The following is a 16,651-nucleotide window of genomic DNA, read 5'->3' as shown; positions in this document are numbered from 1 at the left end:
TGGATCGAGAGACAAGTACAACCTAAATTGCTCGTCAGGTGCCTCGATCCAAGTCGATCGACCGATGGCTTTGGAGGCCGCCGATACCGATCCCCGGCGGAGTCTCCCAAGCAGCGCGCAGGAGGTCAGTCCGCGTCGAAGGCGGCATCGCTTAACCCTTGTGGGCGGACGTTACCCCCGGTGACCGAGTGAAGCGTCAGGCGGAGGTGGCTGCTGATAATTTGGTCTCCCTCAACCCTCGTTTCGAACGTCTCGACCCCAGGAAACTGCTGCGCCTGGAAGTCGCCAGCGAAGGCTGCGCATGATGCATCGAGCTGGTCCCCGACCGCGAACGAAATGCGGTATCGACCGTCTGGCAGATCGTTGATCGAGCCCTGCTGAGCGCGGCCGACATAGAGGGTGGCGACGCGCCGTCCGGTATCATTCCGGACCTTCACCAAGGCATTGCCCGATCCGCCATTATCGATCGTGATGCGATGGCCGTCCTCTTTGAAACCGTCACGTTGCAACTCATCGCCGTTCTTGGGCGGGTCCGAACAGACCGGGACTGAGGGCATTGGCTCCGCGGGGAGGTTCGGGGGTGTGACGGCCCTCGAAGGTCTTGGCGTTGTGTAGTCGTAGGGCGAATAGGGCTGCCCCGCCGCTGCACGCGAGCTCCCGCCGCTCGTCATCACAATCGCCAGCAGAATGGCGGCGGGAACGGCTAGCAAGGACGCTCCATGGACCAACCAATGGTCGGCCTTATTTTCCCAGCCGGATTTGAGCGCAGGACCGCTTTTCGGAACCCCGGCGCGCTCCAAATGATCCACCAGCCTGAGGGCGTCCAGGGCCAAGCCTTCGTCCTTCGCGTTGCGTAACTGTCGGGCGATCGCGTGAGCAAGGTTGAGGTGCCCCCGGGACCCAAAGGCAACGGCGTTGTAGTAGGCCAGCCGGTCGTCGAGTTCCGGCTTCCGCTCGCCTCCCATGGAGTTTCGGACGATCTCTTTGACAGTGAGAATTGGACCCCAAGGGACACCCCACCACCCAAACAGGCCAGAAACAATTGATGCCCGAAGCCCAGCCTTTCTCGCGCAGACTGAACAGAATATGCCCTGAACGGGCGTAGTTATCGTGGTGATGACGACGCTGACGACGCTTCTAAAAATGACGTTGCGGGGCTGTGCCGTAGGTTTGCGGCACGACGAGCAATGGATGGGCTCGAGCGGCTCGTCTTCTTGATGGGCAGCGGCCTCTTCATAGACGGCGCTATCGTAGGCCGCCTTCTTGTCGGGATCCCCCAAGACCGCATACGCCTCGCTGCAAGCGGAGAATTTAGAAGCCGCAGTCGGATCAGCATTGCGGTCAGGGTGCAGTTGCTTGGCCAGTCGCCGGTAGGAAGCCTTGATCGCGGTTGCGCTGGCGTCCGTCGGAAGTTCCAAGGACGCGTAATATCCTCGCGGATCGTGGTTCAATGCGTCCTCCCCCAAGGCCTACCGATTTATAGGGCCACGGTTGCGCATCAGCCACCAATAACTCTGCGATCTAACGATGGCCGACATAATGAACTAACCCGGTTCGGTGGGCCTCCGCGGAGAAAGACACGTCCTCACCCGCACCCGGTCAGAAGCACCGCGTGGCGTCGGAACGATCCTCTAGGAAGAACCGCAGGCAACGAGCCTCAGGCGCAGTTGGCGACCCCACTTGGAAGTCGTTGGTTTCACGATTTTCATTGGTCAGTCGGACGAGGCCAACCACTCTGCCTTGGTCGCGGGTCAACAGCAGAGCAACTTCGTTTCCGCCGCAGTTATGGGGCTCGCAGACCCAGCCATACAGATACTCGCTGCCATCCACGCGCACACTTCGCACCTCCGCAGCGGTCCCGCGAAGCGATCTAACCCACGGACGGCCCTCAAGGGGAAGGCTAGCCGTTTGCTGACGCCAGAGGGAGAATGCCGCAGGGTAGTTGGTCGGCACGTCAAAGGTGTGACCTCGCGCCGACGCCAACACCGGACGCGGCTTCGGAGCGGATGGTGCGCTGCTCGCGGGAGAGGGGGCCGAAGAAGCGGGAGAGCGGGCGACGATAACGGTTACTGCGCCGGGGAGGGCCAAGTTTTCTCTGACCTGATAGCTTACCGACGCCTCACCGATCGTTGCTTCGCAACTGACTTGATAAAGAGCGGCATCCCGTCCCGCGAAGGTAATTGAGCCAATCTCGCCTTCATATTCGCCGGTTTCGGACTTGAGCGCCGCCATGGTCGCCGGATGTGAGCACGCCGTCGGGACACCGTCTCGGATCAGGGCTGCTGCAGTCGGAGCTTCTGGCGCTTGCTCGCAGTTTGCAAGGAAAGCGACTACTCCGATGATTAGGTATCGCCGCACTTCGGGACCTCGGGATGGTTCGCGCAAGAACTGGTGGCATAGCTTGTAGCACTGGATCTAACCAACGCCCGCTTCCGACCCTTTGCGCACGTGCGCTCAATGCCCGCTCTGTCAGGGCGGCGACACGACCGATGGCATCCCATAGAGAGCCGGGAAAAGAAACTCCCAGAAGCCGATTTGCCCGCTCAACAGCGCAACCAGGCTGATTGGCCAGAGGAAAGCGCGGAGGATCGCGCCGATACAGTTGATGACGTAAAAGACGATTGTGCCCCAGATCGCGGTTCCTACTTCGCCGCCGCTTTGTTCGTAAAGGCGTCCGGGGACTAAGAATAACGCCAAGTGGGTGCTGATGAAGGCCGATGAAGCGAGGATTGCGCCAACGCCGAGGTATATCTCCCAAACCTTTTTCAACGTGCCTTTCATGGTCGCTCCTCAGATCAGAAACCAATGCTAGCCGTCGCGTGGGGCACCGGTAAAGCCAAGGTTGTTTGTCGAGCTGACCCGAGCGGCCACGGATAGCCGCAAATCCGCATCCCACCCGTTGCAGACGTCCCCCGAGTTGATTCGTGGAATGTCCATTATGCGCGCTGACGCGCACGACCCACCAAGGTGAAAAAAAGAACGGGTCCCCGCCCCGCGAACCAGCCGAAGCCAGCGCGCGAAGCGGGGAAGCAGTTAGGCCGCAGCCTGTTTCGCGGCACCCGCCTCGACGGCGGCGAGCAAGGTGTCGTTGGCGAGGTGCGCATACCGCTGGGTTGACTGGTAACTAGCGTGACCCAGCACCTTGCCGACGGCGAACAGGTCGACACCGCTGTTGACCATGAAGGACGCCGCCGAGTGCCTGAGATCGTGGATTCTCAGACCGGGCAGCTTCGCCACCTTAATCGCCCGCTGCCAGCTGTGCTTGATCGACACGAAGGGCTTCAGGGTGTCAGGGTTCGGTATCAAGAAAGGGCAGTCCTTGAAGCGAGGAAGGGCTTCTATGATCGCGATCGCCGGCGTCGAGAGCGGGACGTGGCGTGGCTTCCCTGTTTTCGAGGTGGGTATCAGCCAAGATCTACGCTCGACGTCCACGTCTGACCATTTCGCGTCCAGGAGCTCGCGAACCCGGGCACCTGTCAGCAGAAGCAGGCCGACGACATGTTGCAGCTGGGTGTTCTGCGACTGCGCGACTGCCTCTCGAAGCCTGATCGATTCTTCCCGACTGAGATATCTCTCCTTCGCGTTCTGAAAGGGCTTCCTGGACACCGCCCTGACCGGATTCTTGTCAGTCCCGGGGACGCCCCATCTAGCGCCGAGCTCGAAGGATCGGCCGAAGATCACCCTGATCTTTTCGACCGTCGCCGGTGCCAGTCCTTCGGCTCGCTTCTCGCCGAGCCACTGGGAGATGGCGCGCGGTTCGATGTCGGTGAGCCGGACCTTTCCCCACCTAGGGATCACATGGATTCTGACATAAGCCTCAGTCGTCGAGTAGGACCGCTGCGTGAGCTTCGCGTCGGCGAGATGCATGGCCGAGAGTTCCTTGTACAGAGGTATGGACTTCGCCTCTGCCTTCTTGGCCCTCGGGTCGCCGCCCATGACGACCTCGGACCTGAGCTGCACCGCGCGCTTCTTTGCGGCTGCAAAGCTGATGTCCGTTTCACCGCCTATTTTATATTGAGCCTGCCGACCGGCGGCATCGGAGAAGCGGAAGTAGTAGGTGCCGCCGCCGCTGGAACGACGCTCGAAGACGAAGCCGGTGACGATCGTGTCGTACCAGTCGGTTTTGGCTTTGCCGGGCTGGCATTGCGCGGTGGACACAAAGGCGTGGTCGAGTTTGGCCTTGGGCATGGGATTAGTCTCCTTGCATGTTTGATGTTCCACGGGCGAGCGCCGTCAGGCGGCCCGGGAAGGCGGTCGATTAGGGTGGGTCGTCTGGAGCGGGTCGGGCCCGCGGTGCCCCAGAGTGGGCCGCAGGGGCCACGCGTCGGGGGCGGGGATGGTGGGGTGATCGGCGGGGGCCGGACGGCCGCCCCGGGACCACGTTTCGGCCCCCTCGGCTCGCCGGAATCCTGCCGCAGCCGAGGCTAGCAACTGCCGGCGGGCGAGTTGGTGGGAGGCGTCCAGGGTGCCCCCGACGGTGCCGCTGGGGGACGCCACCGGGGAGCGGACATCAAGACAATGGAAGAGCCGCAGACGGCGTCGCACGCCGGGCGGCAGCCAGAAGGTGGTGGGGGGGAGGGGCGGGAGATTCGCCGTCTTGATCGGTCTTTCGGACCGATCATCTCAAGCTTTTCTCTACCCCCTCCCCCCACCTCCCGGTGCCCCGGTCCGGGCGCGGTTCAGTACGGTTTCCCCCACGGCTTAGCAGGGTTGGATCCGTCGACGTCGCGGACGGGCACACGCCATTTCATGGTACCGTTGATCTTCTTTGGGTCGCCCAGGAGGTTCCTTAGAGCGGCCCCAGCTTCGCGCGCCATCGGGTTGGTTAGCGGGAAAGCGAGCGCTTCGAGAACCTCGCTGGCCGACATTGCAGCAAGACCTTCTGCGCCGATGCGGTCGATATCGACCATCTCCGCCAGTCGTTCAGCTACGGGGCTGGCGGTGCTGTGACGCGAGTTCAGGTCGTTAAGCAGGGCCTCCTCGTCGTCTGCCAACCACCATGTCTCGCCTTCCTCCACCTCCTGAGCTAGCTGAGCAAACACCTGCTGCATGTCGATCTGGTGTTGCCAGTTCAGGGACGCGACCGGGATGGTCCAGAAGCGTGTGTTCCCGGTGGGGTCCTGTAGGAATTGGTGCTCGTTGACGGTCGCAGCGAACACCGTCCGTCGGGGGTAGCTCGACTCCCGACGATCGTAAGGCCGACGAACCCGGTCAGTGTCATCCGTCAGGAAGCCCTTTAGCCGAGCGATGTCCTTCTTGAACGAACTGTCGAGCTCGCCGATCTCGGTGATCGCGAACCCTATGGCTCCAATAAGGGAGTCCTTATTGGACGGGTCCATGTGGTGACCAAGCTTGATCACGCCATCGGCCAGGTCCGGGTCGGAGATCAAGGCTTTAATCCAGCTGGATTTTCCAGCGCCCTGTGCCCCCTGAAGGGTCAGGACGCCTCGGCTCCGAAAGTTGTTTCGGGTTGCCGCCGCTGAGACACTGCGAAGCCATTTCCGCAGGATGATCTCCTTCAGGCTTTCGGGGTACCCTTCCGCCTGAACGACGGTCCCGTAGACGTCAGGCAGTCGATCTGTGCCGTCCCATGGTCGACTGCGTATCCAGTCCTGGACTGGGTTGTACGCATTCTTGTTGGCGATGGCCTCCACAAAACCCGGGACATTGCCGGTGGGTATGTGGTGCTCAGCAGCCAGACTGATGATGTAGGTGAGGGTGACGTTGTCGACGTTGTCTCTTGATCCCGTTTTGTTGGGGAGCAAGATTTCGTCGCGTTTGCTGACCTCGTTGTAGCGCACCTTGATGCCAGCATGTTCCAGTAGGTGCTCGACGTTGGCGATCGTGGCCGGCGGGCGATCCGACCTTGGGGGCGGACGGTCCGGGAATGGCCCGATCTCTTTTCTTATGTTCATTTCTCCTGTCCTCACAGGTTCTGCCGACGCATCCGCCGGCGGCATCCGAAGCAGACTCACTCGGATCAGAGCGCGACCGTGCCGCCAGACTGGGGAGTGTCGCCGGGCGCATCATGGATGCGGGGTTTGGCTTTTTGATCATTCGGCTTCGGTGACGGGCAGGCGTCATCGTCCGAACGATCGAGATCGTTTGTCATTTGAGTATTTACGATGAGAGGGGAGGACCGGGGGGGTAGGCATCCGCACTTGCGGGAAGAACGAGACCCCCCGCGACGTAGCGGGGGGCGGGCCTGGTCCGGCGAGCCCTTCTCAGCATGTCTTTTCGCCTAGCGGCGGCGCTGGACCTTCTGACAACCACCCGCCGAGAAGGATGTCAAAGGCATAATTCGCCACTTTCGGGAGTTTTGGAGCGATTGCTGAGTTATCGCGCGTAACGGTGGGAAAATAAATCTGTCCTGCGGACGCCTATTACTTGTTACGCCGGCATTTTAAGCTACCGAACGTACCTTCCCGTAGGACTTGAGCTGGCGACCGGCTGAAACCACCTTCTGCCGGTCGCCTTGGATCATTCCCCGTTTGAACGGTGTTTACGGCCGACCCGCTTCGGATTGGTCAGTCGGCGGGGCGCTGAGATTGGTCCCGCAAACCTCGTCCAGACGCCGCAGCATCCTGAGGGTGTCGGTTGGGACCAAGGCGAAACTGACGGTGTGTGTTTCGAAGAGTCGGTCCCGGAGGACCATCCGCGTACTGGTGGCAATTCGCCTTGTGATGCCTTGGATGTCAGTCAGGCCGAAACCACTGCTGTAATCTTGCCGCCCGAATATCCAGGCATCTACCGGCGGGTCTTGGTCGAAGCGGTAGGTCGTGCTTCCCACGGGCCAGCCATACATCCTGGCATCTTGTCCTGTCCGCGGGATGTAGCCTGTCTGACGGAACCGCGTAGTCGATCGCCAGAGAACGACCGTTGAGTCTGGCGAGTTCTGGGCGCACGCGATCGCGAGATTGTCAGCAGGCGTTCCCAGATAGGCTCCGATGGATACTTCATCGGTGATGGCATCGACGCGGGTGCGAACCTCCCAAGCACCGAAACGCTGGGATTGCGGTGGCTCGGCCCGCTGAGCCGGCTGCGGGTTCGACTGGATAAGTAGGATCGTGGCTAATGCGTAGATCAGCATGAGTTTGCTTCCTTGGTGTGAATGTGGGGCGGATGCCAGCCAAAGCGCCGGCTTGAAATTATGGAAAGATTCCATAGTTAAAAACGGAAAAACTGCCTAAGCGAATTTTCCATATACGTGGGTTGCCGGTTTGGAATCGGCGACGCACGGATGCCCAAGACGATCTTCGGCGGCGAGCATCGACACCTCGTCGAGGTGTTGGCGGAGGCTCGGCAAAAGTCCGGCCTAACGCAGGCTCAGCTGGCCGACCGGGTCCAGAAGGATCAGACCTTCATCTCCATCATCGAACGCGGCCAACGCCGAGTGGACGTTCTGGAGTTCGTCGCACTGGCGAGGGCGATGGAGGCAGACCCGGCGCGGCTGTTTGCTGAGGTATTGAAGCGGCTACCCGCTAAGCCTTCGATCTAGGTTCAAGCTCGATCAGAGGCCGTGCCGGATGGGCTTGGGACTGGTTGTCGCCCGTACTCCGTCGCCGGTGGCCGAAGATTAGGGCCGTAACGCAGATGACCGCGACGGCCGCAATGAAGGCTGCAGGCTGAGCACCGGCGAGCCCGGTCACAGTGAGAACGCCAAGGAAAAGCAGCGTCTCTCGTGGCTGTCTGGCGAAGGAGTAGATCAGCGCTAGAGCCAGCCCGATCACGAGAGCGATCACCACGGCCTTCAGGATCGCAAAAGCAACGATCAGAATGGCGAACGTGAGAGCGTGCTTCACCGGCGGCTTCCCTCGCCGTCGAACCAGAAGTGCGACTGACACAGGTAGTGGACCCCCAACTCGGTGCCGGGGCCGTTCTCCACGAAGATGCGGGTGGGCCCCTCGTCGCTCGGGTGGAGAGCGATCTCGAACCACCGGCCGTGATCCTCGATCCAGTCATAGCTAGGCTCTTCAGCCTGATCCCCTGTGATGGGAAAGCCGAGGGCCTCGTTGATGACCTCTGGCGTGTCGCCGCCCTGGACGATGAAGAGCTTGGTGTCGTCGCTGAGGTTCCGAGTGCGCAGGCTGATCAGGACGCGCAGATCGGGGTCGAGGTCGGGATCGTTCAGGGCGCTCGCTGTAGAGGCACAGTCCGTCAGTGAAAGCATCGGGGGTCCTTTCGGGCATGAAAAAGCCCTCGCGACGGGTGTCGGAGGGCGCGGGCGGATGGGTCGGCGGAAGGAGGGGAAAGGGGTTTCAGGCCGGGTCTTTTCGGTCTGCGACGCCTCGGCAGTTGAAGAGGAGGGTGTCGTTGGTGTCGGGATGGTCCGGCACGAGCACCAGCATCCCAAAGTCGTCCGTCAGGACGTAGGCTAGCTCGAACCATGAGCCGTGGTCGTTGAACCACTCCCAGCCGGGCTGCTCCGCCTGATCCCAACAGATCGGGAAGCCCACTGCGTCGTGAATGACCTCAGGAGGATCACCGGGCTGGACGACGACGATCTGGAGGGTCTCGCCGAGGGGCAGCCGGCGATCGGTGTCTACCTGCCAGACTCGAAGACCGATCAGGGCTCGAAGGTCAGGATCCAGGGTGGTGTCTGTGAGGGCGGCGGTGACCGCGTCTCGGTCGGTGAGTGACTTCATGGAGGGTTCCTTTCAAAGCAAAGAAAAAGCCCCCGCGACGGAGGTCACGAGGGCTCGGGTTGGGCGGGTCGAGGGTGCCCGCGAGGGGCGCTAGTGATCGGTTGAAACGCGTTGTTCTTCTTGAGTTTGTCCCGGCGAAGCTTTCACTCCGGGAAGCAGCTTCCAACCAAAAACACGGCTCGGCTAGGCCAGTGCTACTCGATGTGGAGCTTGGTTATCTTCATATAAGATACCGCTGGTTGCGCGTTCGAACGCCGGCCTTGCTCCAGAAGACGACATCACGCGGCGGTCACTCGGTGGAGACGCTCAGCGATCTAGCGCCTCTTGCTCCACCTGCTCTCTCAGAGCTTCGGCGCTGACTGACGCTGGTGCCAGCTTGGCATCTGAGATCTTGGGAGGCTTCGCTTGCCACGCAGTCAGGCTGCTACCCACACCGTTATAAAACTCTGTCGAAGCCTTGATCAGCTCAGTCACAACAATTTTGCGCTGAGCAAACTTGGCTCCCAAGTCCTTCACGAGCAGAACCTCGAATGAAAGAACGCTCATTCCCTCCCGGTCTTGGCTCGCCAACTCCGGTGCGTCCCGCAACTTCGCCAGCGGGAACTGAGTGGCCGCTGCCCTGCCAGGCCATAGGAGTTTGACGTGCACATCGCGCACTTCCGTCTGAGCTAGCTGCCGCAAAAGCCATGACACCCTCGCCTTCGTCGACTGACGATCGGCGGGCGCTTTCAGCCGCATATGAAGGCTGACCGCACGTTTTCGAAGGTCCGCAGAAATCTGGATTGGCGCAGCGGCGGCGGGAACGAGAAGGTGGTTCGTAAGGCAAGCCTCACGCGTAAGGCTTTCGAGCGAGCCCTTCATACGAACGGCTGGATCGCTCGCTTCAGCGCGCGACATTTGCACCTCGACATGATCGTTCAACTGGCGACTGAGCACGGAGGTCACTCGCTCAAGAACTTGATGCCAAGCACCGACAACCTGCTGGGTTTCGATTGCTCTGGCGGTCGGAAGCGCCCCGGCACTAACCTTGGCACAAAGCTCAGCCCAAGCGGCTGGCATCTGATCGAACTCCTTCACTCCCGAGCTTGGGTGGAGCAGAAACCGCTGCAGTTCGCTGAGGAGGAGGAGTTGTTCACGATCAGCAACGTCCCCTGTCTCTCGCAGGACGTGGGCTTGCGTGATCACGTAACCCCAAGACCAGTGGAACAGGTCCACTTTGCGGGTAAGCGCTCCGCTTACAGCCAAGGGATGGTGGGTCGGCAAGGAGGTGAACTGGTTCGATAACGTGATGACGGCGTCAATGCCGTTCAGCTTGGCCAAACTTAGGTAGGCTTCGATTTGCTCGTTGGTCAGCTCAGCAGCGCCGACTTTCGCCTCGACCAAAGCTGTCCACGTTGACTTGCCCGTGCTCACCACGACCAAACCATCAGGTCGATGCTTCGCCCCCGCGATGGTCTTTTGGAGCCCGACTTCCGTGTAGGTTTCGATCCTTGCCCGAACACCCATCCGCTGATCGAGGCTAGCCATCATAGCTCTGCCGAACTCATCGACGTTCTCGAGACAGGCGAGGAAGATCGAGAGCGTCCGGCCCTCTTTTGATGTGTCAGCGAGCACTGGAAAGAGACGAGAAGGCTCGCCCCTGTTAAGGATGGATGGCAACTTCGTCATAGAATCCCCTCCCCTGGATCGGCCCCGTCAAGAACTCGCGATCCGCAAATAACTTGGACGCGGTACTGATCACTCAGCCGTCAAAATGCTCGCGCACATAGGCGGCCACCTGACTCAGCGGAATCTCGGGCGACGATGCTCCGGCGCGAACAATCAATCGGTCCGTCGCTGCGCCCGCACCGTCTGAGATGGCCAGATAGACAGGCTTGCGCGAGCGCTTCACATCTACGCGGCAGACCAGCTTCTCATGGACCGTGGGATAGGAGACCGAGACGCAACCGGCGCGGAAGCTCTCGGAAAACCGGTCCTTGATCAGGTTCGTGAGATGCAGGTCAAACTTATCTCGGCTTCCCCCGAAGGTTGCCAAGTCCGCGTCCAATCCGGGCACGGCACCGTCATCACAGACGCCGATCAGGAGAGTGCCGCCTTTGTAGTTGGTGAAGGCGGCAATAGCCTTCAGGCACTGGTCCTCAAGCCGCTTGTGTAGGGCTTCTTGGCGGACGTCCCACCGGAGAGTTTGCTTGAACTCAAGTTGCTCTCCTTCTCCCTTTGCGACCAAGAGCTCAATCGGAAGCTTCTGAGGTTCTCGCTCCAGCTTCGGGGCATTCGGGCCCACGTCAATCAGGGCATCTCTGCGGGCCAGCGTCCCGCGTTCGATCGCAGAAGTAACCACCTCCGAGATCAAATCTTTGAGCTGCGCTGACGTAGACTTCACGCCGAACCCGCGAGCCACCGCTTGCACCGCTTGATCTTCTGTGGCTCCGAAGTTCCGCGAGACGACGCTCAACAGAGCGGCTTCGATCTCGGTCGGAGGGAGCAACTCAGGTCGGCGCAGGGTAGGCGACAGCGCGCTGCTGCGATCCCTCACGACAATGTCTGCACCGGGTGCGGTGTAGAAGGCGTCGGCCTCCAGGACCCGCCCTTGTCTGACGGACACGTCGAGTGCTCGTTGTACGGCGTCCCGAATTCTAACCCCGGCTCGGGCGAGGCCCCAAGCATCTCGGACCCTCGCTACGATTTCATCGAAATGTACCGGGCCCTCGGTTGCAACCACCTGCTCCGCAAGCTGGGACAAGATGCCAGTGGGCGTATGGTGAATTTCGAGGGACAGGTGGGTCGGCTTGGTCAGGCTTGCTTCGACATACGGGGTCGAGAGGGCGTGAATTTCTTCTACCCCGGCAAGCCCCATCTCTGTGACCGTGTCGCGCTCGACCGAAACAATCTCGTAGGCGGGCAGCCGATCTTTGGCCTGACCTTCTCGAGCTAATTCGGCCTTGGCCGCCTCTATTGCAGCAAAGACTCGATCGAGTTGCTCTTGTGGGCGCTTAAACCAGTCGCCGCTCCAGATGCGATGGACGAACCAACCCTGACCCTCCAAAACGCTGCGGCGCAAACGGTCACGATCCCTTGCGGATCGAGCCTTCTTGTATGAGGGGCCGTCGCACTCAATGGCCAGCAGGTAACGGTCAGGCTGATTAGGATCAGCCACGGCTATGTCAATGAAGAGCCCGGAAACACCGACGTCCCGATGAACTAGATAACCCCGCCCTTGGAGCGCGAGAGCAACTTGCTCCTCAAAAATCCCGTCGGTGTCGCGACCGACCGACTCGGCCAACGACATCCGGCCGGTTCGGGCAAAATGCATGAACAGCTTGAGCGCAAATACGCCCTTCCGGGTCGCTGCGAAGTCTTGATCAATGTCCTCGTCGGTCATGGACGAAAACACCTCGCACCGGCGTTTGGCCCGGCTGATAAGTACGTTTAGCCGCCGTTCTCCGCCCTCTTGGCCAACAGGGCCGAAGCGCATTGGCGGCCTTCCGCCCAGGGTGGTCGGGCCGTAGCCTACGGATATGAAGATCACATCACGTTCGTCGCCTTGAACGTTCTCGAGGTTCTTGACGAAAAAGGGTTCCGATGGGTGGGCTTGGAAGAAGGCTTCGTCCTCTGGCGGAAGTTGCCGACGTAGGAGTTCCAGTTGCTCGAGGATCGCCTTGCGCTGGGCAGACGAGAAGGCAACTGCACCGAGGGATAGCTTTGGCGAGGTCTTGGCGTGGTGGATAATTGCCGCCGCGACAATCTTGGCCTCCACGGGGTTAGTGCGGGTAGTGCCCGTCTCAAAGACGCCGTCCTTAACGTGGTGGAAGCGCAGCCCTAGTCCTGATTGGGACGTGTACGGGCTCGGAATGATGACCAGCTTGTTCTCATAGAACTGCCGGTTGGAGACCGCGATGAGGGATTCGTGCCGGCTGCGGTAGTGCCAACGAAGCATGCGCATGGGCAGCCCGCGCGCTGTGAAAAGGCCAAGGATACTTTCGATGTCGGCGACACGTGCCGGTCCATCGTCTTCGTCGCCGTCGGCCTGACCCGTCATTTTTGCAAAGAAGGAGGTCGGCGGAAGCTGTTGCGGATCACCCACGACAACGACCTGCTTGCACCGAGCGATCGCGCCCAGAGCATCGACAGGCTGAATCTGGCTCGCCTCATCCATGACCAGCAAGTCGAAGGTCAGTGCGCCGGGTGGCAAAAACTGAGCCACGGAAAGCGGGCTCATCATGAAGACCGGCTTAAGCGCTTGGATCGGCTGAGATGCCTTCTGCATAAGTTGGCGGATAGGCATGTGCCCCCGCTTCCTAGCCATCTCGCCCTTCAGGACGCCCAGAGGTCCAACCGCGCCGCCGCTCCTCGGCGGAACGCGGCGATGATGCTCCAGCGCAACTTGCATGGCGGCCGCTTTGATCCGCTGGTGATCGAGGTCGACAAAGTCGCGGACTTTGCGACCATGAAGCTCTCCATCGAAGGTCGCCAATTCTGGTTCCTCTTCGATCTGATACTCAAGTACCGCCTCGAAAAAGGCCTGTTCAAAATCCGGTAGAGCCTGGATGGGAGCAAGACCGCCGCTATGCAAGCGGTCAACCACGTCTTGAAGACCCAACGAGTTGGCTTCATGCGCGCGTGCCCGATAACTCACCCAAGTCGTCAAGGCTTCGCCGCCATTCTGCCAAGCGGTCAGCCGGCTGGAGGTTTCGGAACTCGCCAAGGTCAGTGCGTTTTCGGTAGTGAGTGCTGCTTCCGACGTAGCCTTTAAGTCCGCCAGCGCAGCCGCGAGCAGGTCTCGCCAAGCGTCTCGCGCGACGATGATCGCTTCGCAGCGCGCAGGAACTGCTGACCTCTCCGGTACTCGAGAGGCAAGGACGCGGATATCCCGGTTGCTATCAACCCAATCGACAATGGCCGAGAGCGACTCCCAATCGGACTTGGTCTCGTGCCACTGTTTTCCGAAAGCGCTGTGTCCCATCGCCGCCTGCGCGCGAAGTGCCTTCAATGCCGCTTGGCCGCGCATCAGTTCTGAAAGGTTCTGCCGGCGGGCATCCAACGACGCCTCATCCGCGACAGCCAGCGCCAAGTAGCCGGCATGGGCGCCGGCCAGCCCCGAAGCTGCCTCGCCCGCAGTAGTGAGCACAGTGTCCGACACTGTTTCAACGCCGCCGAACACTAGCGAACGCGCCGTGCCAAGATCCTCCCAGAGGTCCGCCAACTCACTACGGGCCGCCTGCAACTGGGCGGTCAATGTTTTGGCTAGTTCACCGACTCTCGACCGATCAGGCTTGCGTCCGACGATAAGCCGAGGCTCAGCGCCCAGGCCCTTTAGGCTGCGCATCCATTCGACGAGGGCAAGGAGCGGCGCGGACGAGGAGCGTTCCGCTCGCCAGTCGCTACCAAAGGCGGATCGGCCAAACTGGTCATCGTCTCTAATGAGCTTTTGGGCACCTTGGCCGCGCCCCAAGGCGTCGAGCCAACCGAGCCTACGCTGAAGCGGGGCCTTCGGATCGGAGAGATATGAGCGGACAAGCCTGTCTGCTGAACGCCATTCGCTGTTGAAAACGCGGAACAGCGAGGTGCCGTGTGTGGCAAGGCTTCGTCTGGCGTCGGAAAGATCAGCGTTCCACGCTGAATCGCTAAGTGCCGACCCGATTTCTGAACGTGCGTCCTCTAGACCTTTGACGGCATTCGCTAGGTCAGAAGCCCGGTCAACTCCGCCGTCCCAAAGGTCTTGGGCAAATGCGGACGCATCGGCCTCAGGCGCGTCTGCCACTCGGTCGCCGACCTGCGCCAACGTCTCGAGCGCTGATATCGAGGTGGGTGTTTCGCTTCGGCCAAGAGCTTTGGCGAGTCGCACGGCGGTATCGGTGATGGTCGGGCTTCGCTCCGACAGGCTACGAGCTCGCTCGAACGCCTCGACCGGTGTTGATTGGTCGAGAGGTTCAAGGGCCCGGGCAATCTCCTCGACATCCGTATCCCAAGCGGCGGCCGAAATTTTGAAGTCGAGAGATGCACGCAGGGCTTCCAAGTCCGAACCTGCCGTTACCAAAGCTCGGACATCGTCAGGCTTGTCCCAAGCTTCAGAGGCGAGAGCGTCGGGCTCAAGATCCGGAGCTGTCGAGATCCTTGTTGCGAGTTCGAGGACGGCCTCGAGATCCGCCAACGAAGGCGCGTCCTTTTCCAGCATCGTTGCGACCTCACCCTGGTCGAAACGGATGCGCGACAGCTGATCGGCCAAGCCAGAAAGTCGGGCCTCGATCCGCGCGATTTCTGGTGGCAATGCACGGTCGAGATCGATGCCTCGCCATAGGTGCTCGCCCGGGGAACCAAGGTCGAGAACGCGTTCAGCCAACTCCGAAACCAGACGAGAGCGCTTGTCGAAATCCTCGCGTGACCAAGACTCAGGGCCTTCGAGTCTCAAATAGGCAGGCTTCACCCCGGCGTGACGTAGACGCACAAGATGCCCGATTACGTCATACGGCGTGTATTCCGACTGACCGAGCGGGCGGTGCAGTCTTTCAGCGTGTGCATTCAGATGATCTCGGGCATCCGTGAGCCGCGCGTTGAGCACAGCGAGGTTGTCAGCCCGGGGAGCGCCAAGCTCCCACGTCCGGCGAAGCTCCTCCAAGACCGCCCGCTTGTTTGCCTTGTTGCTGTGCAGTTCTAGACAGGCATCGCCAACGCCGGTGCTGTCGAGCCTCCGCTTGACCACCTCAAGCGCCGCCATCTTCTCGGCCACGAATAGGACGGTCTTACCGTCCGCGACGGCCGCTGCGATTATGTTCGCGATCGTCTGCGATTTACCTGTCCCGGGTGGCCCCTGGATAACTAGATCGCGACCCCGCCGCACTTCTTCGACTGCCAGTGTCTGGGAGCTATCACTGTCAACGATATGGACCATCTGTGAGGGCGACACGTGGTCGTCGACGGACTGGTCTTCGGACAGCAGCGGCTCGCCCTCGGCGAAGCCCTCGGTCATCAGGGGCTTCAGGAGAGCATGGTCTGACAGCTTAGCGTTCGCCGGCCATGTCTGCGGGTCCAAGTCCCGATACATCAGAAACTTGGCGAACGAGAAGAAGCCGAGCACGACATCGTCTAGGTCGACCGCCCATCCCGGCTTGGCAGAGACAGCGTCCGCCACTGCGGCTGCGTAGACCACCGGATCAAAGTCGTCCCCAGCTTCAAATGTTGGAAGCTTCACGCCATGAACGCGATCTAGGTAAGCTTCCAGCGAAAGGTTCGCCGCAAAATCTTCTTGGCGGGATTTCAGCTTAAACTTCTCGGCCGCGTTGCCGCGTTCCAGCTCCACCGGGACCAGAATGAGCGGTGCAAACCGGCTCACTGTCGCGTTGTTTGGATCGATCCATTTCAGCGTACCGATCGCAAGGAACAGGATGTTTACCCCCTGCTCCTCTTCGAGTGTGCGAGCGTCGTAATAGAGATCCAGCAGCTTCTTCTGAAGACCTGCCGGCGTCAGTCTCGTTTGCAGGCGGGTATCAGAGTGGCGGTTCGAAACGCCTCGATTGTCTACGCCGTCTTCGTCCGGCTGAACGAGTTCGGCGATCTCATCTTCGCCTTCCTCGACCTCGCCGCGGCCTGCCAAAAAAGTGAAGGCCTTGCCGTCCTTTGAGAGCAGGCGAAACACCTCCGCACCGCGCTCATCCACGATTTCGAGCGTTTTGGCGCTCTTCGCTGAACGCGGAATGTTCAGCAACCGATTGCGGGCCGAGAGGTCCAGCAACTCAGTTCGCGCTCGTTCTAGTTTTGCGTCGATCGGCAGATCGCTTTGGAACACTGACACCGGCTCCGTAGCCGGCACCACTACATCTTCGCTGGACATTTGAACCCTCTCCCGACGCAACCATTGCATGAGAAGATGGCGGACGGTCCACCAAAAATGCTCTGCCGCCGGGACAGCTTCGAAAGCTGAGCAGATTGAACTAGACGCGCTTAACGCCGGCGAGCGACGTTCTGAACCGCCACATCGTGTCATGAGCGGCATTTGACGCACTAGCGTC

At 60.7% G+C, this 16,651-nt stretch carries 12 protein-coding genes; 1 reads left to right on the top strand and 11 read right to left on the bottom strand.

Annotated elements, in window-relative coordinates; all coding sequences use genetic code 11:
• Positions 1 to 125 precede the first annotated feature (125 nt).
• From HNQ67_RS13735 to HNQ67_RS06830, 6 genes are all read right to left on the bottom strand, one after another.
• Positions 126 to 1,418, bottom strand: a complete 1,293-nt coding sequence (locus tag HNQ67_RS13735) for a J domain-containing protein (protein WP_183253678.1) — start codon at positions 1,416 to 1,418, stop codon at positions 126 to 128.
• A gap of 181 nt (positions 1,419 to 1,599) precedes the next feature.
• Complete coding sequence (locus HNQ67_RS06850) at positions 1,600 to 2,232, bottom strand: Ivy family c-type lysozyme inhibitor (protein ID WP_183253676.1); 633 nt, start codon at positions 2,230 to 2,232, stop codon at positions 1,600 to 1,602.
• Positions 2,233 to 2,469: 237 nt separating this feature from the next.
• Positions 2,470 to 2,781: a hypothetical protein gene (locus HNQ67_RS06845; RefSeq protein ID WP_183253674.1), complete on the bottom strand. Its 312-nt coding sequence runs from the start codon at positions 2,779 to 2,781 to the stop codon at positions 2,470 to 2,472.
• Between the two features lie 252 nt (positions 2,782 to 3,033).
• The gene (locus tag HNQ67_RS06840; protein WP_183253672.1) at positions 3,034 to 4,188 is read right to left on the bottom strand and encodes a tyrosine-type recombinase/integrase; all 1,155 of its coding nucleotides are present in this window, start codon (positions 4,186 to 4,188) and stop codon (positions 3,034 to 3,036) included.
• 491 nt (positions 4,189 to 4,679) lie between these two features.
• Positions 4,680 to 5,915, bottom strand: coding sequence for a VapE domain-containing protein (locus tag HNQ67_RS06835; protein ID WP_183253670.1), 1,236 nt, complete (start codon positions 5,913 to 5,915; stop codon positions 4,680 to 4,682).
• A 587-nt stretch (positions 5,916 to 6,502) separates the two neighbouring features.
• Positions 6,503 to 7,090 carry a hypothetical protein gene (locus HNQ67_RS06830; RefSeq protein WP_183253668.1) on the bottom strand — a complete coding sequence of 196 codons (588 nt, stop codon included), beginning with the start codon at positions 7,088 to 7,090 and terminating at the stop codon, positions 6,503 to 6,505.
• Positions 7,091 to 7,240: 150 nt separating this feature from the next.
• On the opposite strand from HNQ67_RS06830, the gene HNQ67_RS06825 reads away from it, so the two are divergent.
• A complete protein-coding gene (locus HNQ67_RS06825) occupies positions 7,241 to 7,498 on the top strand; it encodes a helix-turn-helix domain-containing protein (protein ID WP_183253666.1) in 258 nt (85 codons plus the stop codon).
• Here the strand turns inward: HNQ67_RS06825 and HNQ67_RS06820 are convergent.
• The 5 genes from HNQ67_RS06820 to HNQ67_RS06800 form a co-directional block, all read right to left on the bottom strand.
• Positions 7,482 to 7,802 (bottom strand): hypothetical protein, encoded by a 321-nt coding sequence (locus tag HNQ67_RS06820; RefSeq protein WP_183253664.1) that lies wholly within the window; start codon positions 7,800 to 7,802, stop codon positions 7,482 to 7,484. The genes HNQ67_RS06825 and HNQ67_RS06820 overlap by 17 nt on opposite strands.
• Positions 7,799 to 8,170 (bottom strand): hypothetical protein, encoded by a 372-nt coding sequence (locus HNQ67_RS06815; protein ID WP_183253662.1) that lies wholly within the window; start codon positions 8,168 to 8,170, stop codon positions 7,799 to 7,801. Before HNQ67_RS06815 ends, HNQ67_RS06820 begins: the two co-directional genes overlap by 4 nt.
• Positions 8,171 to 8,258: 88 nt before the next feature.
• A complete protein-coding gene (locus HNQ67_RS06810) occupies positions 8,259 to 8,645 on the bottom strand; it encodes a hypothetical protein (protein WP_183253660.1) in 387 nt (128 codons plus the stop codon).
• A 306-nt stretch (positions 8,646 to 8,951) separates the two neighbouring features.
• Complete coding sequence (locus HNQ67_RS06805) at positions 8,952 to 10,313, bottom strand: hypothetical protein (protein WP_183253657.1); 1,362 nt, start codon at positions 10,311 to 10,313, stop codon at positions 8,952 to 8,954.
• Between the two features lie 73 nt (positions 10,314 to 10,386).
• Positions 10,387 to 16,473, bottom strand: coding sequence for a DUF3320 domain-containing protein (locus tag HNQ67_RS06800; protein WP_183253655.1), 6,087 nt, complete (start codon positions 16,471 to 16,473; stop codon positions 10,387 to 10,389).
• Positions 16,474 to 16,651: the final 178 nt, after the last annotated feature.

It is taken from the genome of Brevundimonas basaltis (genome assembly GCF_014202075.1).
Lineage (GTDB): Bacteria > Pseudomonadota > Alphaproteobacteria > Caulobacterales > Caulobacteraceae > Brevundimonas > Brevundimonas basaltis.
The sequence above is the reverse complement of the archived record's forward strand: the minus strand, read 5'-3'. Positions and strand labels throughout refer to the sequence as shown.

Coding starts and splice junctions, on each gene's coding strand:
- HNQ67_RS06850 (WP_183253676.1), bottom strand. CDS start 2,232: ATGGCGGCGCTCAAGTCCGAAACCGGCGAATATGAAGGCGAGATTGGC.
- HNQ67_RS06845 (WP_183253674.1), bottom strand. CDS start 2,781: ATGAAAGGCACGTTGAAAAAGGTTTGGGAGATATACCTCGGCGTTGGC.
- HNQ67_RS06840 (WP_183253672.1), bottom strand. CDS start 4,188: ATGCCCAAGGCCAAACTCGACCACGCCTTTGTGTCCACCGCGCAATGC.
- HNQ67_RS06835 (WP_183253670.1), bottom strand. CDS start 5,915: ATGAACATAAGAAAAGAGATCGGGCCATTCCCGGACCGTCCGCCCCCA.
- HNQ67_RS06830 (WP_183253668.1), bottom strand. CDS start 7,090: ATGCTGATCTACGCATTAGCCACGATCCTACTTATCCAGTCGAACCCG.
- HNQ67_RS06825 (WP_183253666.1), top strand. CDS start 7,241: ATGCCCAAGACGATCTTCGGCGGCGAGCATCGACACCTCGTCGAGGTG.
- HNQ67_RS06815 (WP_183253662.1), bottom strand. CDS start 8,170: ATGCTTTCACTGACGGACTGTGCCTCTACAGCGAGCGCCCTGAACGAT.
- HNQ67_RS06810 (WP_183253660.1), bottom strand. CDS start 8,645: ATGAAGTCACTCACCGACCGAGACGCGGTCACCGCCGCCCTCACAGAC.
- HNQ67_RS06805 (WP_183253657.1), bottom strand. CDS start 10,313: ATGACGAAGTTGCCATCCATCCTTAACAGGGGCGAGCCTTCTCGTCTC.
- HNQ67_RS06800 (WP_183253655.1), bottom strand. CDS start 16,473: ATGTCCAGCGAAGATGTAGTGGTGCCGGCTACGGAGCCGGTGTCAGTG.